This is a genomic window from uncultured Methanobrevibacter sp., from assembly GCF_900316895.1.
Lineage (GTDB): Archaea > Methanobacteriota > Methanobacteria > Methanobacteriales > Methanobacteriaceae > Methanocatella.
Map to the genome: position 1 here is coordinate 1 of NZ_ONER01000009.1, position 21506 is coordinate 21506.

At 35.2% G+C, this 21506-nt stretch carries 24 protein-coding genes; 16 read left to right on the forward strand and 8 right to left on the reverse strand.

Translation table 11 applies throughout. The features are described from left to right. Positions 1 to 508 precede the first annotated feature (508 nt). The 3 genes from QZN27_RS02090 to QZN27_RS02100 are packed head-to-tail and all read right to left on the reverse strand — an operon-like array spanning position 509 to position 3471. Positions 509 to 1219 carry a PD-(D/E)XK nuclease family protein gene (locus QZN27_RS02090; protein WP_296782973.1) on the reverse strand — a complete coding sequence of 237 codons (711 nt, stop codon included), beginning with the start codon at positions 1217 to 1219 and terminating at the stop codon, positions 509 to 511. 7 nt (positions 1220 to 1226) lie between these two features. Next, the gene (locus QZN27_RS02095) at positions 1227 to 2333 is read right to left on the reverse strand and encodes a glycosyltransferase (protein ID WP_296782980.1); all 1107 of its coding nucleotides are present in this window, start codon (positions 2331 to 2333) and stop codon (positions 1227 to 1229) included. 4 nt (positions 2334 to 2337) lie between these two features. Continuing rightward, positions 2338 to 3471, reverse strand: a complete 1134-nt coding sequence (locus tag QZN27_RS02100; RefSeq protein ID WP_296782982.1) for a glycosyltransferase family A protein — start codon at positions 3469 to 3471, stop codon at positions 2338 to 2340. 75 nt (positions 3472 to 3546) lie between these two features. Here QZN27_RS02100 and QZN27_RS02105 point away from each other — a divergent pair, with 75 nt between their 5' ends. The 3 genes from QZN27_RS02105 to QZN27_RS02115 all read left to right on the forward strand — a co-directional run bounded on the left by QZN27_RS02105 (position 3547) and on the right by QZN27_RS02115 (position 5316). Continuing rightward, entirely contained in the window at positions 3547 to 4089 is a 543-nt protein-coding gene (locus tag QZN27_RS02105) for a flavodoxin family protein (RefSeq protein WP_296782984.1), read from the forward strand. 122 nt (positions 4090 to 4211) lie between these two features. Continuing rightward, entirely contained in the window at positions 4212 to 5045 is an 834-nt protein-coding gene (locus QZN27_RS02110; RefSeq protein WP_296782989.1) for an amino acid ABC transporter substrate-binding protein, read from the forward strand. A gap of 31 nt (positions 5046 to 5076) precedes the next feature. After that, a complete protein-coding gene (locus QZN27_RS02115) occupies positions 5077 to 5316 on the forward strand; it encodes a 4Fe-4S binding protein (RefSeq protein ID WP_296782996.1) in 240 nt (79 codons plus the stop codon). Here the strand turns inward: QZN27_RS02115 and QZN27_RS02120 are convergent. Further along, the gene (locus QZN27_RS02120; protein WP_296783004.1) at positions 5309 to 6088 is read right to left on the reverse strand and encodes an NAD(+)/NADH kinase; all 780 of its coding nucleotides are present in this window, start codon (positions 6086 to 6088) and stop codon (positions 5309 to 5311) included. The two genes, QZN27_RS02115 and QZN27_RS02120, sit on opposite strands and share 8 nt — an antisense overlap. 257 nt (positions 6089 to 6345) lie before the next feature. On the opposite strand from QZN27_RS02120, the gene QZN27_RS02125 reads away from it, so the two are divergent. Genes QZN27_RS02125 through QZN27_RS02135 form a run of 3 tightly spaced genes read left to right on the forward strand, consistent with a single transcriptional unit; the run spans position 6346 to position 8537 of the window. Continuing rightward, on the forward strand, positions 6346 to 7038 hold the full coding sequence (locus tag QZN27_RS02125; RefSeq protein ID WP_292887916.1) for an iron-sulfur cluster assembly scaffold protein: 693 nt from the start codon (positions 6346 to 6348) through the stop codon (positions 7036 to 7038). Positions 7039 to 7043: 5 nt separating this feature from the next. Next, entirely contained in the window at positions 7044 to 8045 is a 1002-nt protein-coding gene (locus tag QZN27_RS02130; RefSeq protein WP_296783014.1) for a GGGtGRT protein, read from the forward strand. Between the two features lie 45 nt (positions 8046 to 8090). Next, the gene (locus tag QZN27_RS02135) at positions 8091 to 8537 is read left to right on the forward strand and encodes an NUDIX domain-containing protein (RefSeq protein ID WP_296783016.1); all 447 of its coding nucleotides are present in this window, start codon (positions 8091 to 8093) and stop codon (positions 8535 to 8537) included. Positions 8538 to 8601: 64 nt separating this feature from the next. Here QZN27_RS02135 and QZN27_RS02140 read toward each other — a convergent pair whose 3' ends face one another. Then, on the reverse strand, positions 8602 to 9399 hold the full coding sequence (locus tag QZN27_RS02140) for an amidohydrolase family protein (RefSeq protein WP_296783017.1): 798 nt from the start codon (positions 9397 to 9399) through the stop codon (positions 8602 to 8604). Between the two features lie 17 nt (positions 9400 to 9416). After that, positions 9417 to 10067 (reverse strand): type I restriction-modification enzyme R subunit C-terminal domain-containing protein, encoded by a 651-nt coding sequence (locus QZN27_RS02145; RefSeq protein WP_296783018.1) that lies wholly within the window; start codon positions 10065 to 10067, stop codon positions 9417 to 9419. A gap of 170 nt (positions 10068 to 10237) precedes the next feature. Between QZN27_RS02145 and QZN27_RS02150 the strand changes: the two genes are divergently transcribed. From QZN27_RS02150 to ung, 9 genes are all read left to right on the forward strand, one after another. Then, positions 10238 to 11188 carry a malate dehydrogenase gene (locus QZN27_RS02150; RefSeq protein ID WP_296783019.1) on the forward strand — a complete coding sequence of 317 codons (951 nt, stop codon included), beginning with the start codon at positions 10238 to 10240 and terminating at the stop codon, positions 11186 to 11188. Positions 11189 to 11197: 9 nt separating this feature from the next. Beyond that, on the forward strand, positions 11198 to 12442 hold the full coding sequence (sstT, locus tag QZN27_RS02155) for a serine/threonine transporter SstT (RefSeq protein ID WP_296783021.1): 1245 nt from the start codon (positions 11198 to 11200) through the stop codon (positions 12440 to 12442). 1 nt (position 12443) lies between these two features. Further along, positions 12444 to 12884 (forward strand): D-aminoacyl-tRNA deacylase, encoded by a 441-nt coding sequence (dtd, locus tag QZN27_RS02160; RefSeq protein WP_296783023.1) that lies wholly within the window; start codon positions 12444 to 12446, stop codon positions 12882 to 12884. Between the two features lie 77 nt (positions 12885 to 12961). Then, positions 12962 to 13864, forward strand: coding sequence for a hypothetical protein (locus tag QZN27_RS02165; protein ID WP_296783024.1), 903 nt, complete (start codon positions 12962 to 12964; stop codon positions 13862 to 13864). An 8-nt stretch (positions 13865 to 13872) separates the two neighbouring features. After that, the gene (locus QZN27_RS02170) at positions 13873 to 14454 is read left to right on the forward strand and encodes a zinc ribbon domain-containing protein (RefSeq protein WP_296783026.1); all 582 of its coding nucleotides are present in this window, start codon (positions 13873 to 13875) and stop codon (positions 14452 to 14454) included. A 12-nt stretch (positions 14455 to 14466) separates the two neighbouring features. Further along, complete coding sequence (locus tag QZN27_RS02175; RefSeq protein WP_296783029.1) at positions 14467 to 15609, forward strand: toxic anion resistance protein; 1143 nt, start codon at positions 14467 to 14469, stop codon at positions 15607 to 15609. A gap of 119 nt (positions 15610 to 15728) precedes the next feature. After that, positions 15729 to 16097: a hypothetical protein gene (locus QZN27_RS02180; RefSeq protein ID WP_296783032.1), complete on the forward strand. Its 369-nt coding sequence runs from the start codon at positions 15729 to 15731 to the stop codon at positions 16095 to 16097. A gap of 31 nt (positions 16098 to 16128) precedes the next feature. Then, positions 16129 to 16602, forward strand: a complete 474-nt coding sequence (locus tag QZN27_RS02185; protein WP_296783035.1) for a pyridoxamine 5'-phosphate oxidase family protein — start codon at positions 16129 to 16131, stop codon at positions 16600 to 16602. A 14-nt stretch (positions 16603 to 16616) separates the two neighbouring features. Beyond that, a complete protein-coding gene (gene ung / locus QZN27_RS02190) occupies positions 16617 to 17291 on the forward strand; it encodes a uracil-DNA glycosylase (protein ID WP_296783037.1) in 675 nt (224 codons plus the stop codon). A 2-nt stretch (positions 17292 to 17293) separates the two neighbouring features. Here the strand turns inward: ung and QZN27_RS02195 are convergent, their stop codons facing one another. Together QZN27_RS02195 and QZN27_RS02200 are read right to left on the reverse strand one after the other, a co-directional pair. Further along, positions 17294 to 17893 carry a hypothetical protein gene (locus QZN27_RS02195; RefSeq protein WP_296783040.1) on the reverse strand — a complete coding sequence of 200 codons (600 nt, stop codon included), beginning with the start codon at positions 17891 to 17893 and terminating at the stop codon, positions 17294 to 17296. Between the two features lie 200 nt (positions 17894 to 18093). After that, positions 18094 to 18660, reverse strand: a complete 567-nt coding sequence (locus QZN27_RS02200) for a hypothetical protein (protein WP_296783043.1) — start codon at positions 18658 to 18660, stop codon at positions 18094 to 18096. A gap of 456 nt (positions 18661 to 19116) precedes the next feature. Here QZN27_RS02200 and QZN27_RS02205 point away from each other — a divergent pair, with 456 nt between their 5' ends. Beyond that, positions 19117 to 21468, forward strand: coding sequence for an Ig-like domain repeat protein (locus tag QZN27_RS02205; RefSeq protein WP_296783046.1), 2352 nt, complete (start codon positions 19117 to 19119; stop codon positions 21466 to 21468). The last annotated feature ends 38 nt before the right edge of the window (positions 21469 to 21506 follow it).

Genomic DNA, 21506 nt, shown 5'->3' on the forward strand with positions numbered 1-21506 from the left:
CAATTAATATTCTAAACCGCTGGTTCAACGGAGATAGCCTGAAAAAATACTTAAATTAACCATTATTAAGTGAAAAAAATTCAGGAATCCCCACCCTCTTTTAGGGTGGGGTGGTTCAAATCATTAAAGTCCAATTATTATCATGGCCAAAAAACATTTGCCAATTTAGGTGTTGGCACTATTTATGTTACTCTATTGAAGTAACAATGGGGTCTTTGAAATTAATATCTCGATATAATTTAAAATTTAATAATTTCCAATAATCCACTACTTCCACTCGGAAATCTTATTAATTATACAAGGTATTGTTTTTTGGCTGTCTAAAATACTAAATCAGGAATAGACAAATTAGAAACATCGATTTAGTTATAACAAGAAAAATATGGATATATAGTATATCCAGTATTGCTGCATTATGGATGCGGCAAATGGGATAATGGTAATATAAAAATATTATTATTATCCTTCTCCCTTAATTTTTTTAAAATTTGATATTAAAAAGAGTAATCTAGTAATATTCATCGCAGATATCTTTGTAAGTGCAGAATCTGCATAAGAACTGTCTTTTAGGATAAAAATTTCCCTTATTTACTTGATATCGTACCTTGTAGAAAGTGTCAATAGCTTCATTGATTTCAGTTGAGTTTAAATATTTGCGTTTGTTGTCCTCTTCACATACATCAAGCAATCTCAAACGCCCGTTTTTTGTAAAGAATATTCCGACGCTTGAAACATTCCTGTCATATACATTTTCAACAAGCAATTTATAATAGCACAGTTCCAGACGATATCTTGAAAATTTACCTGAATCGCTGGTTTTATAATCAATAACGACCAAATCTCCATTTTCATCTTCTAGAATTATGTCGCATATTCCGGAAAAGCGATGATTCTCATCATGCAGGTATTCCTCCTGGCTGAATAGCTTATAGTCATTGTCAACGAATACTTCCTTAAAAAACAATCCCAAATTGTCTACATGATCGGCGATATCGGGTCCCATTTCCAAATCGTTGGCAATCTTGACAAGCTCATTTTGAATATTTACCTTCTCAAGCTCATCTCCAAACTTGTCTGCAAATGTCTCGGCCACTGAATGGACATCGCTACCTAAAACCATGTATTTGTTCGGTTCGACTTCAATTTCATCAATATACTGAAATTTGAATTCCAATGGGCATTTCAGGTAGGTATTTATTTTTGATTTTGATAATTTCATGTTAACACTATTTTCTGATGAGTTTAAATCCCTTTGAGGATTTTATAAGATCGTTTTCCTTTTTAATTTTTCCAAGTTCATTTTCAATTCTTTTATTTTCTTTTTTTAGTTTATTAATCTTTCTTTGTTCCTCATATATTTTGACTCTCAATTCAAACTCATCACTGCTGTGGGATAGAATTGCACTGTCATATATATGTTTGAGGCGTTTTGGCAGGTTATTATTAAAATAGTCATCTCTTTGCCATTTGTCTGTAAATTTCAGATATCTTCTCCTCATTTCCAAAAACAGTTCAGGCTTATTGTCTTTTGATGTATTTTCAAATGTGGTATAGATGTTTGAAAAGATTCTGTTGTATAATGTTTTCTTATATTGGACGTATCCGTATTCATTAATAAGGTCAATCAGCAGGTCTGATATGTCTATAGTATCCAACACTCTTATTGAAAACTTGTTTGAGAGTGAATCCTCACGCACTCTTCTGTTGTATAGGATTTTATCGTAAAAATATATCTTTTTAGCTTTAAAAAGGGCTTTTGCGAAAAACACATTATCCTCAAACAGTAAACCTTCCGGAAACCTTAAATCCCTAACGAATTCCCCTTTAAAAAAATTACAGGGGGAATTTACGGCCAGCCTTAAAGCCATATCCTCAACATCTGAGTAATCAAACACGTTTTCTCCAACACGTCTTTTTAGGTAGGGCATGGTATAATATTCATCGGATGTTGTCTCTTTTTTTGTTTCATAAAAGTTATTGAGCCTGAACATTGCAAAATCAAGATCATATTTCTCAGACAAATCATACAACTCTTCAAGGGCAGTCAGTTCCAGATAATCATCTCCATCCATAAAGTAGACATAATCACCTTTTGACAGTTCCAGTCCCCTGTTTCGGGTAGCGCCAAGGCCCCGATTTTTTTGATTGATGATTTGAATGCGATTATCCTTTTCGCCAAATTCCCTTAAAATGTCCGGGGAGTTGTCTGTTGACCCGTCATTGATGCAGATGATTTCAATATCTTTGAAAGTCTGGTTAATGATGTGATTCAGGCATTCCTCAAGATAGTCTCCGACATTATAAACGGGAACAATAACAGATATTTTAACCATATTTTCAGCCCCTCATCCTTCTAAATTTGTTCATCACTTTCCAAGATTTTGAGCCGGTAACCTCTTCATTGAATGATTTTTCCAGTTCATATTCTTTTTTAAGCCTTTCATTTTCACTGAGTAGCTTATTGTATTCCTCTTCCTTTGAATCCAATTCCGATTTAAATAAACCTATTTTATATTCTGTTAATGAATCTTGCTTAAGGTTCAATTCCCCTTTGGCCTTCAGGAAATATTCCTGTGTGTTTTCTGCAAGAATCTTGTTTAGGATGTTAGATCTTTTAAAGGATTCGTATTCTGATTTGCAGCCTTCAAAATACTTCTCGTCAAAGACTTCACAGACAATATCATAAACATCAACATCTATATTGCCATTCAAATACATCATCAGGTTATGCATATACTTATCTGAAGTCTCAAACAGACCTGATTTGTTTAATATGTCAATGCATGCCCTGTATTGGCAGATGTAGTGATATTTTTTAGTGTATGAATCCAGTTTATTGAAAGATGTCGGTACCATATACCCGTAAAAATCAATTGGAACACCGTAAATCCTGTCAACCCTTGACAGGACCTTTGAAAGGAATATGGGGTCCTGGCCTCTCAACAGATTGGGAAATCTGATGTCTGTTAACAAATCGGATTTAAATAAATTCTTATAAAAATAAAATGGAATGCCATATTCATCAGGACCAATTTCGCATTTCTCGCTGAAATAATTGAATGTTCCTCTGTCATAATGAGGATTTGAAACGATTTCTCTTTTTTGTGTCAAAAATTTGAGATTTGCAGAAACCATATCTGCATCATTTTCTTTAGCCGCATTGAACATCATTTCCAGGGATTTACTGTCGATATAAATGTCATCGGCATCCAAAAATCCTATATATTCTCCTTGAGCAATATCCAATCCATTATTTCGTGCAATCGCAGAGCCCTGATTTGGCTGGTTAATGATTACAATTCGGTTGTCATTGGAATATTCATTTAGGATTTCCAATGAACTGTCGGTTGATCCGTCATTTATGCAGATGATTTCAATATCATTTAATGTCTGATTCGCTATGCTATCCAAACATTCTCTAATATACTTTTCATCATTGTAAACAGGAATTATGACAGAAATTTTAACCATTTGAACCACTTGACAATAACTTATTTAATAATTAAACTATATATCTTTAATTAATATATTAGGAGATTGTTTAAAATGAAAATTATAGCACTTCAAGCAAGTCCACGTGTAGGTGGAAACTGTGACGTATTGATGGATGAAATGATAAAAGGTATTGAAGAAAACGGCGGCGAAGTAGTCAAATACTACCTTGAAAAATGTGATATTGCACCATGTAAAGCATGTATGTACTGTGCTGAAAACCCGGAATGCGTAAGGGCAGACGACGGAAACAAAATCATTGACGATTTGGTAGCTGCCGATGGAGTAATCTTTGCAACACCAATCTATTACGGCCAAATGTCCGCACAGGGTAAACTGATTATTGACAGGTTCTATGCAATCGGTCAAAACCCAGATAAAAGCTTATCCGGAAAAGCTGCACTGATATTCACTGAAAACCAGCCTGAAGGAACCTACGAGCAATACATTGAACTTACCAAATTCTCACCATTCACCTTCATGGGATATGAAGTGATTGGACATGTGGATGCAGGAAGCGCAGGTCCAGCAGGCATTGTTGCCGAAGAGCAGGAAGACAAATTAAAAGAAGCTTATGAATTAGGTTTGAAATTCTAAACCTATTCAACAATTATTTTTTTTCTTTTTTTTACTCAAAATTTATATAAACTAAAATACATACTTAATTTTACAGAAATATTTGAAGATTATATAACTTATATTTGCTAAAGGGGTAAAATATGAATAAAAAAATAATTTTAGTTTTCGCATTGATTCTGGCCACATTTTTAATGGTGGGCGCAGTCAGTGCCGAAGGTTTATTTGGATTTTTAGATGGTAGCAACACCTCAGATTCAACAAATGACCAAAAAACATTTGTTGTAGGATTTAGTGAGTTTCCACCATTCGGATATAAGGATGCCAATGGTGAATATATAGGTTTTGATTTAGACCTTGCAAAGGAAGTCGCAAAAAGAAATAACTGGACATTCAAGGCTCAACCAATTATCGATTGGGAAAGCAAAGAGGTTGAACTCAATGCAAATGAGATTGACTGTATATGGAGTGAATTTACAATTGACGGAAGGGAAGATGATTATACATGGTCAGATCCTTACTTTAACAGTTCCCAAGTCATTGTCGTAAAATCTAATTCCGGAATTGATTCTATTGATGATTTGAATGGCAAGGTTTTAGAGGTCCAGAGTGAAAGCAGTGCATATAATGCAATCCAGAACAATAAAACATTAAAAGATTTATTTTCAGAAATCAATAAGATTGGAGATGATGACACCGCATTAATGGACCTTGGCTCAGGAGTATGTGATGCGGTCATTATGGATTATCCGTCTGCGAACTATCGAATAACTGAAAGATTCCACGACGCTGATTTCAAGATACTTGACGAACATGTTACACATGAAAAATACGGTGTCGCATTCAAAAAAGGAAACGATGAGTTGAGAGACCAGGTTCAAAAAACATTGGATGAAATGTTCAAGGACGGTACAGTCGACAGAATCGCTCAAAACTATAGTGATTATGGAATTTCTGAAGAGTTACTTCATATGTAATCTCTTTTTTTAGTTGGTAAGGGGATTTAATATGGGTTTAGGCTCTTTGTTTAAAAGAAACAAGAAAGAAAAAAAGGAAGAGGTTGTTGAGGATTCACACATTGAAATCAACACAGATGACTGTGGAGGATGCGAGAAATGCACTATCGCATGTCCCAACAATGTATTGATTATTGTGGATGATGTTTCAACCGTCCGTGATGCCCAGGTATGCAAAAGCTGTAAGGTATGTATGGCAATATGTCCCAATGACTGCATTACGGTTAACTGAGGTTTTCACGAACTGTATCAACAAAACTTCTATCCTCTAATTTTATTATTTTTGTAATTTTGTCTGATTTTTTAATCTCCACCATATCTCCGCTTTCCAGTTTGTTTGGAATGCCGTCATTTAGAACGTAAGCGGATGTATTTTCCCTCAGTTCTGTTATTTTTATTTTGATGATTGATTTTTTTGAAAGGACTATGCTTTTGTTGAGCACTGTATGTGGAGCTATTGGTGTTAGAATCAATATTTCGGCAGTCGGGTCGACAATCGGACCGCCACAGGATAAATTATATGCTGTTGAACCTGTTGGTGTACATACTAATATGCCGTCGGCAATATATGAAGTGATCAGTTTGTCATTGACAATTGCATCAAACCTCACTACGCCGTTCACGTTTTTGGAAATTGCAATTTCATTTAATGATTCAGGAATGATTATCTCATCGCCATTGGATTTAATGATTTTACCTTCCACCATCATTCTGTTTTCAATTGTATAATTGCCATTCAGGATATTTTTCAAATCCTTTTCCAACTCGTCGGGATTGACTTCAGTAAGATAGCCCAATGTTCCGGTATTTATCCCGATGAGCGGTTTGTTTGTAAGTTTTGCAGTATTTAGAAATGTTCCATCTCCTCCAATTGAAAAAATAATATCTGCTTTTGAAATATCAGAAACGATTTCAATATCTAGTTTTTTACAGCAATCAACCAAATCATCTTTTGTTTTTAAGGCAATTTCTTTGAAATCATCTTCACTAATGAATATTTTCATGACTTTAATTTTGTAATAAAAACTAATTAAGATTTTCCACTAAAATTATTCATGACCGCTTCAATAATATTGGTTGCTATTGTTATTGTTCCATTTAAATTAATTATAATTTCAAGATAAGCGTACTTTGCCTCGGTTAGTGCAATTGGAAATGAAGTAGTCTATATGCCAGTGGGTAATTTGAAATATTTTTGCAAAAATACATTAATAAAAAAACAGATATATTAAACCAACAAAAAAAGTTTTGGAGAAAGAAGATGATATATTCAACAGAAATTGAAAATATGTGTCAGGTAAAAAAAGGCGCAAATCACGACCCGGCTCCAATACCTGAAGAAGGTAAATGGGTAAAAGCAAAGCAAGTAAGTGATATTTCCGGATTTACCCATGGAATCGGATGGTGTGCGCCTCAGCAGGGATGCTGCAAATTGACATTAAATGTTAAGGAAGGAATCATTGAAGAAGCATTGGTGGAAACCTTAGGATGTTCTGGAATGACACACTCCGCTGCAATGGCGGGCGAAATACTTGTCGGCAAAACAATCCTTGAAGCATTAAACACAGATTTGGTCTGTGATGCAATCAACACCGCAATGCGTGAATTATTCTTACAAATTGTTTACGGAAGAACCCAATCTGCATTTTCAGAAGGCGGTCTTCAGATTGGTGCCGGCCTTGAAGACTTAGGAAAAGGCCACAGAAGCCAAGTTGGAACAATTCATTCAACAAAAGCCAAAGGTCCAAGATATCTTGAGTTAACTGAAGGATACATTACCGAAATCGGGCTTGACGAAGATGATGAAATAATAGGTTACAAATACATTAACTTAGGCGTAATGCTTGATCAAATCAAGGATGGCGTTGACCCGATGGAAGCCATTGAAAAGGCAACAGGCCAATACGGAAGATTTGATGATGCAGCCAAAAAAATAGACCCGAGGAAGGAGTGATTGCAATGAGTTTATTTGAAAGTTATGAAAGAAGAATTGATCAAATCATTCCTGTTTTGGAAAAATATGATATTAAAGACCTTGAAGAAGCAAAACAGATATGTCTTGACAAGGGATTTGACCCATATGAAATCGTTAAGGGCGTCCAACCTATTTGCTTTGAAAACGCCTGCTGGGCATACACACTAGGTGCAGCAATAGCAATTAAGCAAGGATGCACAAAGGCATCAGACGCTGCAAAGGCAATCGGTGAAGGACTGCAGGCATTCTGCATTCCTGGAAGTGTAGCTGATGACAGGCAAGTTGGTTTGGGCCATGGTAATTTGGCTTCAATGCTTTTAAGTGATGAAAGTGAATGCTTTGCATTTCTTGCAGGTCATGAAAGTTTTGCAGCAGCTGAAGGGGCAATAGGTATTGCAAATTCAGCAAACGAAGTGCGCCAAAAACCTTTAAGGGTAATTTTAAACGGACTTGGTAAGGATGCTGCATTAATCATTTCAAGAATAAACGGATTCACCCATGTCGAGACAGAATTCGACTACTTTACAGGAGAAGTGAAGGTAGTTAAAGAGAAAGCCTACTCCGACGGTGAAAGGGCAAAGGTAAGATGTTACGGTGCCGATGATGTGCGTGAAGGTGTTGCAATCATGCATCTTGAAGGCGTTGACGTATCAATTACAGGTAATTCAACAAACCCTACACGTTTCCAACATCCTGTAGCCGGAACATACAAGAAAGAATGCCTGTTACAGGGTAAAAAGTACTTCTCAGTTGCTTCAGGAGGAGGAACAGGAAGAACATTACACCCAGACAACATGGCAGCAGGGCCTGCTTCCTATGGTATGACAGACACTTTAGGAAGAATGCATTCAGATGCTCAGTTTGCCGGATCCTCATCAGTTCCTGCTCACGTGGAAATGATGGGATTAATAGGCATGGGAAACAACCCAATGGTTGGAGCCTCAGTGGCTGTGGCCGTTGCAGTAGAAAAAGCGATGAAAGAATAGGGATTCCATTCCCTTTTACTTATTTTTTTTAATTATTTTCAGGCAATGATTATTGAAGGATTCAGTGATATTATGAGTACAATGTGGGGATTGACAGTAAGGGGAATATGTGAATATGATGGTAAATTTCTGCTTTTAAAGGTGAGGTCCAAATCAGCACATGACGCAGGAAAATGGGAAATTCCTGGAGGCAAGGTCAAGAAATGCGAATTTTTCGATGAGGCTCTAAAAAGGGAATACCTTGAGGAAACTGGCCTTGAAATTGATATTGTCTCATTATATAATGTTGTGAGAAATGATTATACTGCTTGTAAAACCTCTGAAAAGGTCAAATCAATTCAGCTGATAATGAAGGTTACTTGTGACAGCGATGAAGTTACAATAAGTGAAGAACATGATGAATATGGATGGTTTGGCATGGATGAAGTCAATGAAATGATTGAAAAGGGTTTATTGACTCCACCTGCAGTAAATGCATTTAAAAAACAATAATATTTTTGAGATGGCTACTGTTGTAACCATCAAGTTTGTTGGCTACAGTTTGTAGTCAACTGAATCATTCTAGTTTTAGTAATTTTGCAGCATTTTCATAAAGTATTTGCTGCCTTTCCTTATCGGTCAAGTCAATTTTTTTGAAGTATTCCATTTCACTGACGGATTCCCACATCGGATAGTCGGTTCCCCACAGCACCTTATCTGCACCATATGCATGAATCAATTCCAGTGCGGTTTCTGGTGTCAGTGCATATAGGCTTGAGCTTAAGTCAACATAAAGATTTTCAAAATCAGATAGTTGGCGAGTGGCCTCTTCCCACATGCTCCATCCGGCAAAATGAGCTCCAATAAATGTGATTTCCGGAAACTTTTCTAAAAACGGCTTGATCTGTTTGGGATTTGAATAGTTGTATCTGAAGTCACCGCAGTGGACAAGCATTGGAACATTTGCTTTGCTTACCACTTCACCTATCCTGAATGCACGTTCCTCATTCATGGCGAACTGTTGGAAATCAGGATGCAGCTTGACTCCTTTCAAACCCAATTCAATCAGATAGTCAAAATCTCCCTGGATGTCATCACTGTCTGGATGAAGGGTTCCAAAACCGGTAAACAAATCGGGATGTGTATTTACTGCTTGAGCAATGAATTCATTTATTGATTTGACCTGCTTTGGTGTTGTTGCTACGGAATGTACAAGGTAATGTGTCACACCAACTTCATTCCCGTCCCTTAACAAGTCATCCAATTTGCCATTTAAGGACATGTCCAAATCGTAGAAATTCCTTATTCCTAAAACGGCCTTATCTGCAATTTTTTCAGGATAAATGTGACAATGTGAATTTATTATCTTTTGCATATGATGGTCACCTACTGTTAAAATAATTTCTCACCGGTATATAGATTCTCTTCTGTGTAGATTCTAATCAATCGGTCAATCAAATCATCATACATTAATCTATGGCCAACTGCTCCTCCTTGAGGTGTATTAACGTTATTCAAGGATTTGTCTGAATATTCACCACAATTGTTTATGATATACCACATTCCATGAGGAGTATATATGAACAATTCACCCTCTCCTTTTGAAAATCCTTTTTTGAAGCTGTCTTGAGGGTCGTAGATTTTAGTTGAATGTACTGCTAGTCTTGAAAGGTCCTGTTCAGGTCTTGTACCTGTCTTTTCAAACAGCATCTTCAACCATTCGTATGACTGGTCAATTAAATTCGCTTTTTTTATCGGATCGGCAAATGCTTCTTTCACTTTATTTTGTCTTGACTCCAATGTATTTGTAATTCCAAGAATCTCTTCAACTTTACTGACGTCCTTTTCAAGGCATCTCCATCCTTCAGGTCTTCCGGTAACCTGTATATTGCCTTCTTTAAAATCCATTCTTCTGAAGTTTCTAAAATATGGCTTTACCTTTTCGAACTCCTCATCCGGAATTCTTTTGTTCAATCCATAAAGATATCCATATTCGTTAGCGTCATAACATTTGGTTTCAAGTTTTAAATCTTCATCTGCCATGATTATTATTATATTTTGATTTAAATATAAATCTATTGTAACATGAACAGATACTAATATTGAAATAAATTATATTTATTAAATTTAATTTTTTACAAATTTAATATTCAATTTCACAGTTTTGAATTATATTAGTAAGTTATTTTTATATTAAAAACCAATATAATTTTATGGTAAAGGTAAGTATTATTGGATCAACTGGAATCATTGGAAAAAATGTCGCATTTACTCTTGCACGTGAAGATACAGTTGATGAGATTGTAATGTTTTCAAGGCCTAAAAGTCTTGATAAGGCAAAGGGAGAAACTTATGATATGTACGATGCTCTGGCCGCACGTGATATCGATTGCAGATTAACACCAAGTTCTGACTTTAATGATCTTGCCGGTTCGGCCATTGTGCTTATTGCTGCGGGAACCCCTAGAAAAAAAGGCATGAAAAGACTTGACCTTGCTATTCCCAATGCAAATATTGTAAGTTTTTATTCTGAAAAGATAGCGGAATATTCTCCAGATTCAATCATATTGGTTGCAACCAATCCTGTAGATGTAATGACAACAATAGCTCTCAAGGCATCAGGATTTAAAAAGAGTAAGGTAATAGGGGTTGGTAACCACTTGGATTCATTAAGATTAAAAAATTATTTCTCAAGACAAATTGACATTAACAGTTCTGAAGTGCATACCAGGGTTATTGGAGAGCATGGGGACCATATGGTTCCTCTTTTAAGTTCGACAACAATCGGCGGTATACCATTGAAATATTTCGTAGAGTATGTTGATTTGGATATCACTGGATTAGTAGAACGATTAAGACGTGCAGGAAACACCATTATATCTAAAAAAGGAGCTACAGAGTATGGTCCTGCTTTTGCAATTTCAAATCTTATGTCCACAATTCTTACAGATTCCCATAGGGTTTTGACTGTAAGCAGCTATTTGGATGCTGAGATTGAAAGGGTTGAGGATGTTTCTCTTGGAGTTCCGGCAGTAATTACCAAAAGGGGTGTTGCAATGATCGTTCCAATTCATATGAATGACATTGAAAAGAAAGAATTTTTAAAAGCTGCAGATACTGTTAGAGATGCAACCAAGGAAGTTTTAACTCATTTGGAGTTATAGGGGTATTCGATGAGTTTTATTCAAAAATGGACTGAATCAAGCCTTATTTTAAAAATCATAATAGGAATGATTGTCGGTGTCATTTTAGGAATAATTGTCCCCCAATGGTCATTCATTGGCTTTTTTGGAAAGGTATTTGTAGAAGCCCTAAAATCAATTGCACCACTTTTAGTTTTTATTTTGGTAGCTTCGGCTATCTCTCAAGCAAAAACTGGAGTGGGCTCTAAATTTAAGATTATCATTGCAATATTTTTGCTGATGAATTTTATTGCTGCAGTTGTTGCAACTGTGGCATGTTTCATATTCCCTATAAGCATTCACTTATCCGCAGCCAGCACAGCGGCTTCTCCGGGAGGACTTGCGGATATACTAGGCGGAATGGTTTTGAAGATTTTTTCCAATCCAATAAAATCATTGTCTGAAGGGGAGTATCTCGGAATATTATTCTGGTCCATAATTATTGGAATCGCTTTAAGAATGGTAGCTAGTGACACAACAAAAGATTTACTAAGTGATATTGCTGAAGTGTTTTCCAAAATCGTTTATTTTATCATTCAATTCGCGCCAATAGGAGTAATGGGTTTGGTGTTCACCTCCGTTTGTGAGAGCGGTTTGAGTATTTTTTCACAATACGGCGAGCTTATATTCTTGATTGTTGGATGCATCCTTATCATGGCATTTATAATCAATCCATTAATTACTGTTCTGCTTATAAAAAGAAACCCTTTTCCATTGGTTTTCACATGCTTTAAGGAAAGCGGAGTAACAGCATTTTTCTCAAGAAGCTCTGCCGCAAACATTCCAATCAATATGCAATTATGTGAAAAGCTGGGTCTTGATAGGGATTTCTATTCGGTTACCATTCCGTTAGGTTCAACAATAAATACTAATGGGGCTGCCGTAACCATTGCAATCATGACTCTTGTTGCCTGTCATACGATGGGAATTCCGGTTCATTTTTCATGGGCAATTCTTTTATGTGTGGTAACTACATTGGCAGCATGCTGCGCTTCAGGCGTTGTCGGAGGATCATTGCTGCTAATACCATTGACCTGTTCACTGTTCGGCATCAGTCAGGACATTTCAATGCAGGTCGTTGCGGTAGGATTTATAATCAGCGTAATTCAGGATTCCTTTGAAACGGCTCTTAACTCAGCAAGTGATGTCCTGTTTACTGCAGCTACAGAATATTATGTCAGGGCTAAAAATGGTGAACCCGTTAATTATTTAGGTGAATTTTCAAAAGGTGATTAAAATGAAACTTGTCGTTCAAAGGGTAACTTCAGCTAGTGTGGAAGTGGATGGTAAAATATGCGGTGAAATTGAAGATGGTTTGATGGTTTTGGTTGGCTTTGGCGAAAGCGACACCACAAAAGAGGCGGATTATTTGGCTCGAAGGCTTGCCAAATTAAGGATATTCCATGATGATGAGGGCAGGATGAACAAATCCGTAATGGATATCGGAGGGAAGCTTTTACTGGTTCCGCAATTCACTTTATACGCTCACACTAAAAAGAACAGGCCATCATTTCACAAGGCATTGGCTCCGGACAAGGCAACTGAACTGTTTGATTATTTCACTGAAAAATGCAGTGAATTCGTTGAAGTTGAAACCGGAGAATTCGGAGCATTCATGAAGGTCAGTTTACTAAATAACGGGCCTGTCACAATTCTTTTGGAAAAAGAGTTTGAATGATAATAACAAGTTAAATACAAATATTTAAAAGCATTTACATCTATATATATTCTTACCAAATAACGGAGTAAATATAAATGTCTATTGGAACTCCAAAATCAAAAGAGATAAAACGATTAACTACACCATTGACCATCAAGGACTTCAAGGCCTATGATAGTGAAGGAAATCTTCTCAAGTGTAGTGAAACATTGTCTGATGTGAGATTCATAGTGGAACCTAAGCAAAACATTTTAAATGACAATGAAATTTTGCAGTATGCTCCCGAATCAAAATCAGCATCACAAATTAGGTTAAAAAGAGGTTTTGGTGGTATTAAAGATGTTTTATTAGTCCATGAATCACTACCATGGATATTGGGATTATATTATGTAGTTTTGATTTCAATAGCTATCCCAATTACATATTCAAAAAACATATTTGGGATGTTCCTGATTTTAGTTCTGATTATATTGCCTCTACTTTATCTATTTTATATCTTCACTCATACGAAATATGCCAAATATACTGTTAAAAAACAGGTTGAGGAACCCAAAAAAGTGGAAACTCCAGTTCAGGTAACTGCCGCTGATGAATCCGCAGGATTGGAATCTTTGAAAAGATATGAAAAAGAAATCAGCAACTTGAATGTGCTGTTCAATGTTAGGGAAGAGGTAGTGCGTGAATTGATTGAAAAACGTTTTGAACCCCCTCAAATCACTTACGACAAATTCATCTCCTCGATAGACCATTGTCATAAGTTATTTTATGTCCAATCAGATGCGGCACAAAACATTATTAATTTGGCCGCTGAAGACACACCACGGGTTCAGGAGGAAATTAAAGGAAAGATTGATGCAATGAAAAAGATCATCAATCAAATCGAAGATTTGACAAACGAGCTGGTAATCAATATCAGTTCTTCAAACGAATCGACTGATGAAGTTAAAAATCTATTGGATGATATGGAAGATTTAATTGAATCCGTAAAAGACTATTAGGTGATACGATGAGTAAGATTTGTCCAAATTGCGGTAAGGAATTGCCTGATGATGCAAGATTTTGTATGGACTGCGGATACACTCTTGACGCTCAGCAAAGCGGTGGAATGTTAAATAACTTTCCGCTTCCAACAATATTTATAATATTGATAGTCGCCATATTGGTTATTGGGGGAGCATTCATCCTGTCTTCAGGTTTTGGAGACAGCAATAAATCTCCGGAAAAAGTTGCTAATGATTCACATACTGTTGATTTAACAATAACTGGTGTAGGTGGATGGGATAGTGATTCAGGCAAAAAAAGCTATACACTATATACTGAAGCAATATTTAACAGTGTTCCTGGTGACTTAAAAAAATATAATATTAAGACAACTTATTATGATACAAAAGGTTCGGAAATAGGTCATGAGACAGAAACTTTGGAAAACATATATTATGACAGTGACTATGCACTTGGTTTCGGATTCTACACAACATATAAATTACCTGATCCTGACCATGTAACAGTAGAAATTATAAAAGATGGAAAAGTTATAGATTCTTATACAGAACAAATTGATAAAAATAAAATTGATTATTTAAATTAATGGGTGATGCAAATGGCTGAATTCTCACTTGATATAGATGGTATTAAAGAAGATGTTGAAAAGTCAATAAATGTCGAAAAGGAAAAATTGGAAGATTCAAATCTCAAAACTCAAGCAGGCGATAACGCACAGGCAATATTTGATGCAGACCTTAACAATCCTCAGGAAAGGGAAGGAATATTAAAACCTCTTGATAATTTTGGATTAAATGAAATGTCACGTTCCGCATCCCATAATGAAATGTTGGCAACAAGATTCGTTGATTTGACAAAAGGCGGAAAGGATGCAGACAATATTGGTGACCAATTGATTGAACTGAACAAACAGATGAAAGATTTGGATCCAAGCAGAGTCGATTTTACTAAAAAGGGAGTTATCGGAAATCTGATGAATCCTGTCAGAAAATACTTTGCAAAATATGAAAAAGCTGAAGGAGCCATATCTGACATTGTCGAATCCCTCGACAAAAGCAGCAAAGTATTGCAAAATGACAATACCACACTTTTAAATGAAGAAACATACTTAAGAGAAGTGACTAACAAGCTTCTTGCCGATATCGAACTAGGAAAACAGATGGATGCATCAATCGAAGCCCAAATTCAGTCTGCTGAAATTGAAGGTGTCGAGCAAAGCAAAATAGATTTTGTTCGTGAAGAGATACTCTTCCCATTAAGGCAAAGAATCATGGATATGCAACAGATGATTGTTGTTAATCAGCAGGGAATTGTTTCACTTAATGTAATCAGACGTAACAATAAGGAACTGATTCGTGGAGTCAATCGTGCAAAGACAGTAACCGTATCAGCTTTAAGGACTGGTGTAATGGTTGCAAGTGCGCTTTACGACCAGAAAATTGTTATGGACAAGATAACTATCTTAAACCAGACTACAGAAAACATCATCGAGACCACTTCCCACATGCTTAAGGAGCAAGGCAGTGAAATTCAAAAGCACAGTGCCGAAGCCATGATTTCCCCTGATGTTTTAAAGGCTGCTTTTGCAGAAGCGTTGCAGGCCATTGATGATGTGAGCAATTATAAGATTCAGGCATTGCCTCAAATGAAAGAAACCATAAACATGTTTAGTGACATGGCTGATGAAGGCCAGAAAGTGGTTGAAAAAATCGAAACCGGAAACAGTAACGTTCTAGAATAGACATGAATCTGACAGAAAAGATTAAAAATTCGTGGTGGGTAATCCTTTCATTTATATTTTTCCTAAATGGGCTTGGATTCCTTTATATAGGATTTAAGCACAATAATAGGAATTGGATTTTGGAAGGAATTACATATGAGGTTCCATGGATTTTTTACTTTATAATATATGGAATATATGGGTTAAGCGGCCCCACAACACAAATGATCAGTTTTACACTCGTATCAACGTTGATTAGCATAATCAGATCAGTATGGGTAGCGGTTAAGCTTATAGATGTATATGAAAATAATGAAAAATACACAATTAAGCAAACCAATTTGAATCATGCCTCAAATAATCAAACTAATTCAAATCATGCTTCACGTAATCAAACCAATTTGAATCATGCCTCAAGTAATCAATCTAAAAGCAATAATTCATTTAGTGGTGGGTGCTGCCTTTGTCTGATTTGCATTTTCATAATATTTTTAGTCATGATTCTTTAAACATAATCTATTTTTTTAATTTGGGATTTGTATGCAGTTTAGAAAGATGAGAAGACATAAGCAGGAGCTTTCAAGGGATGAATGTATAGACATATTGACTAATGAGCCTAGGGGCGTATTGGCTCTATTGGGCGATTATGACTATCCTTATGCACTTCCCATGTCTCATGTATATGTTGACGGAAAGATATACTTTCATGGAGCAATGGAAGGTCACAAAAACGATGCTGTTGAGAAATATGACAAGGTTTCATATTGCGTGATGGATAAGGGAGTCAAAAACAGGGATGGCTGGTCTTATATATTCAAAAGCGTAATTGTTTTTGGAAAAATCCGGACTCTCCCTGATAATGCAGAAAAGATTGACAAGCTTACACATTTGGGAGATAAGTTTTTCCCAACCCATGAGGATACCGTTAATGAAATTTCAAGACTTTTGGATAGAACTGAGGTCTTCGAGATAACAATTGAGCATATGAGCGGCAAGATTGTTCAGGAAAAATAGAAAGGAATTAAATCATGATTGGAAATGACTGGGATTTGGCTTTAGAGGATGAATTTAATAAGGACTATTTTTTGAAAGTCAAGGATTTTGTAGACCGTGAATATGAAACTAAAATGATTTATCCTCCATATGATGAGATATTCAACGCTTTTAAGTTCACTCCATTAAGCAAGGTTAAGGTGGTTATTCTGGGCCAGGACCCTTATCATGAAGCCGGCCAGGCACATGGCCTTGCATTTTCAACACCCGATGGCAGGCCAATTCCAAGATCACTGAAAAACATATTCAAAGAGATAAATGCCGAATACGATTATCCCATTCCTGAATCAGGCTGTCTTGAAAAATGGGCAAAGCAGGGAGTATTTTTACTGAATACCGTTTTGACAGTTGAAGACGGCAATGCTAACTCCCACAGCAAATGCGGTTGGCAGACTTTCACAGACAATGTAATAAAAATATTGAACAATCAAAAACAACCGATTGTATTCTTGCTTTGGGGAAAACAGGCCGAAAAGAAAAAAGAATTGATTACAAATCCGAATCATCTGGTTTTAATTACATCACACCCTTCACCATTCTCAGCCAGACGAGGATTTTTCGGATGCAATCATTTTAAATTGGCTAATGAATTTTTAAGGGAAAATGAAATAGAAGAGATAGATTGGAAACTGGTCCAATCATTTTTTTAATGTTAATTCATTACTCCAAAATTGACTCCATTGCTTCCAACGGATACGAATGAATGGTGTCCGCTGTCTCTTGTTGGATAATCATATCCTCGTGATTCCATTGATTTTATAAGCTTGTAGTTCTTATATTCATCATTTAAAATATCATAGAACTCCTTATGGGTGAATTTGGAATCGGATGCGGATTTGACCACTTCCTTTATTGTCGGGGTTATTTTAGTTCCTCTCCATGTAATATAGTAGAATTCCTCTCCTGCTGAAAACCATAATTTTGAGTTGTTTGCATCGTCATGCCTATCATACTCGGTAAAGTGGACGGCATCATGTCCTGCAACCTTGACTTTTTTGGCCTGGCAGTGTTCAATGAAGTATCCGTACAAATCTATTATTGCAGGATTGACATAGCGAACTGTGAAAACATCAATATCCTCATCAAACTCATACATATGAAAGTCGCTCTTATATGGATTTTTGTATTCCGGAGGTATTTTGAATTCCTCGTATCCCACAGTGGCTGTTGTCCAATTTGATGAGTCAATTGCGCTTACCGCTCCCATCACTATGGTCAATGCCAAAAGAAAAAATAATAGTTTTCTAATCATGATAATATATTATATCAATCTGATTATTAAATAATTTGAAAAAATTTCAGATTTTATTATTCTCGTATGATGTATGATTAGTTAATGTAATGGTTTTGATGGCAATTAATTTAAATTGCATGTGCAGTCAATAAAATTGAATAGAAAATTCAAGATTATATTTTAATATATAAATTATTTAATGATTTGATAGGAAAAATTCATATGACAATCTCAAAATCGATTTTTCTGTTCTCCCTTCTTCTTGAGTCCATATCGACAAAGTCATACACAAGAGGATTTTTAATAAGTATTTTCCATACCTCATATGTTTCTGTGAGAAAATCATCCCTGAAGCGGATATGCCTTTCGACAATTGGGCATTCATATGGAAATTCACTTGCGTCCAATACCAGATGGAAATCGCCATTTTTGGATATGTGTGGCACCAAAGGAAATGTCCTGCATTGTATTGGCCTAATGCTTCTGTCGCATCTTGGGGGATTTATGCATTTAACAAGACAAACATCGCCTTTCCATGAATGGGGAAAATCCAACTCTTTTGCATCAATATAGTACAGTTCAAATTCATCGCTGCCTTCATACATCAACTCTTCACCTGGCATAAGGAATAGTGCAAGATCTTCATTAGGGTATTCCTCACTGTCAAAGACACAGCATATTTCACCACATAATTTTCCGCAGTCAAAGTCAACAGGTGAAACTTTATCCAATCGGCGATAAATTTTTTCTATCGAATTCTTAATTTCTTTAGTTGAATTTTCCATATTTTTTTAATTGTTTTTGAGATTTAAATAGCTTATTATCATGAAAAATGCAAAAAAATAATTAATTTGATTAAAAGTGTTTGATTTGAATTAAACTGTATTAAATATAGCTATTTTATTTATAATCAGTATTAAATCAATTAATTATCCTAAAATACTTATAAATTGTAGGTATTTTTATATTATAATTACTTAAATCATTATTTAGCTTTTTAAATACTTTTAGTTGTTAAAATATTATTTCATATATTTTAATCTTTTTATAGTCAAATTCAAATAAATATTGTCTATAAACATAATATTTATGAATTATTAAGCTTATTTTTTAAAATTAAGTAATTTTAAAACGATTTAGCTAATAAAAAGGTTTATATAAGATATTTGTAATAAATATTGGTGAAGTGAGTTTAATCTCACGGATACTATAAAAAAATTCTAAAATGGAGGTAAAATATTTTGAACAAAAAAATATTACTCACTATGCTTTTGGCATTGGTTTGTATTTTATCAATCAGTGCAATTCAAGCAAGTGATGTTAATATAACAGATTCAAATATGGCAAGTTCTAGCGATGATCTAATTCAACTTGAAAGTGAAAGTCAAACTAGTGACATAGAATCTGTTAATTCAAATACTTTATCAACTGACAATGAAGAAATTGTTTTAGAAGAAGATAGTAAAAATCAGACAGAATTAACTGAGCCAACAAATACTATATATTATCAGGGATCCTACAATGTAACCCTGAAAGATACTGATTCAAATAATACATTGGCGAACAAAACTGTTAATTTTGTAATTAATGATGTAAGTTATATTGCTAATACCGATGATAATGGTGTTGCCAGCTTGAATTTAACATTGGCACCTGGAAAATACAGCGCAACTGTTTATTTTGCAGGTGATGATTTATATGCAGCAAGCAGTAATCTGACTTCCACAATAGAAGTCTTATCTACTATCAAGGCAGCAGATATCACAAAATACTATAAAGGAAGTACACAATATAGTGCTACATTCTATGATAGTTATGGTAACGTTTTAGCAAATAGAGATGTGACTATTATTGTTAATGGAAAATCCTACACCAAAAAGACTAATGCTAATGGTGTGGCAAGCATTCCGGTTAACTTAAAGCCGGGAACTTATAAGATTACATCAATCGATCCATTAACAGGATACAAGGTTACAACTACTTTCAAGATTTTGCCGACAGTCAGTGCAACCACTCTTAAGAAAGTCGCCGGTGACAACAAGAAATTCACCGCCAAATTTTATAAGAGCAACGGTAAGGCATTAGCTAAAAAAACTATTAAATTTAAACTTAAAGGTAAAATTTACAAAGTAAAAACTAACACTAATGGTAAAGCAAGCTTATCAGTGAAAAATCTTAAAAAAGGAACTTATACAATTTTCTGTTATAATACAGATGGATCCTATAAGACTTTTAAAATTAAAGTTTACAAAAGAGTATCCACTGAATTAATAACAAAACACTATACTTTCCTTAAAAGCGATACTAAAAAAATCAAAGTCACATTAAAGAATAGTTTAGGTTATGCTCCAACTTCTAAAAAAATAATTAAAATCAAAATCAATGGAAAAACCTACACTAAAAAGACAAATAGTAAAGGGGTAGTTTATCTTAAATTGCCGTCCTTGAAAAAAGGTGTATATAAAGTCAAATACACATTTTCAGGAACAACCAATTACAAAGCTTCAAAAGCCAATTATCTGGTCACAGTACTCACTACCAAAAATTCAGTGCTGACCGTAAAAAGTACTACAACCTTTGGTTACGGGGCAGGTACTCCATTCAAAGTAGCTGCTACAGCTGGAGGTGTTGCTTTAGCTAAAAGAACAATCACTTTTGAAGTAGACGGTAAAAATTATACCAGAACTACCAATAATAATGGAATTGCCTCACTTCCTATAAAATTGGAACTTGGTAACTACACTGTTAAATATTCACTCAATAAGGAATCAAAAGTTAATGCAAAGTCCGCAATTACTCCTATTGAAGTAAAACTAAGAAGTGATTCAATGCTTACTTGGAAAAGCGGGTCTTCATTTTCAGGTTCACCACAAACATTTAAAGTGTTGTTAACCGATTTGAATGGAAATGCAATTTCAGGACAAACTATTAAAGTAATTATCAATTCTAAAACATACACTGGCACTACTGCCTCAAACGGAATTGCTACAATTAAAGCAACCGCTCCTGTAGGAAAATATGATGTCACCGTTAAATTTGATGGTAACAACGAATACCTTCCTAATTCAACATCAGCATCTGTTTCAATCACAGTTTCAAACTATATCAAAGGTGTAACTGAAAAGAATACAGCTACAAATTTAGCCCAGTATCTTAAAGCAACCACCAACTGTCAAGTTGGAAACTCTAAGATCAAATCAAAAGTTACTTCATTAACTAGTGGTTTGACCAGTGACTATGCTAAGGCTGAAGCAATCTTTAACTATGTAAGAGACTCAATCTCATATAGTTTCTACTATGATACCAAATTTGGAGCTTTAGGTACTTTAAATGCAGGAAGAGGTAACTGTGTTGACCAAGCACACTTGTTAGTTGCTATGTATAGAACAGCAGGTCTTGCAGCTAGATATGTTCATGGAACATGTAGATTCTCAAGTGGAAGTACATACGGTCACGTATGGGCTCAAGTTTTAATTGGCGACACTTGGGTTTGCGCAGATCCGACTAGTTCTAGAAACTCTTTTGGAAAAATAGTAAATTGGAATACTAATTCATTCAGCTTACACAGCAGATATGCAAGTCTTCCATTCTAAATTCTATTTTTTCCTTTTTAATATTTTTTTAACTTTTT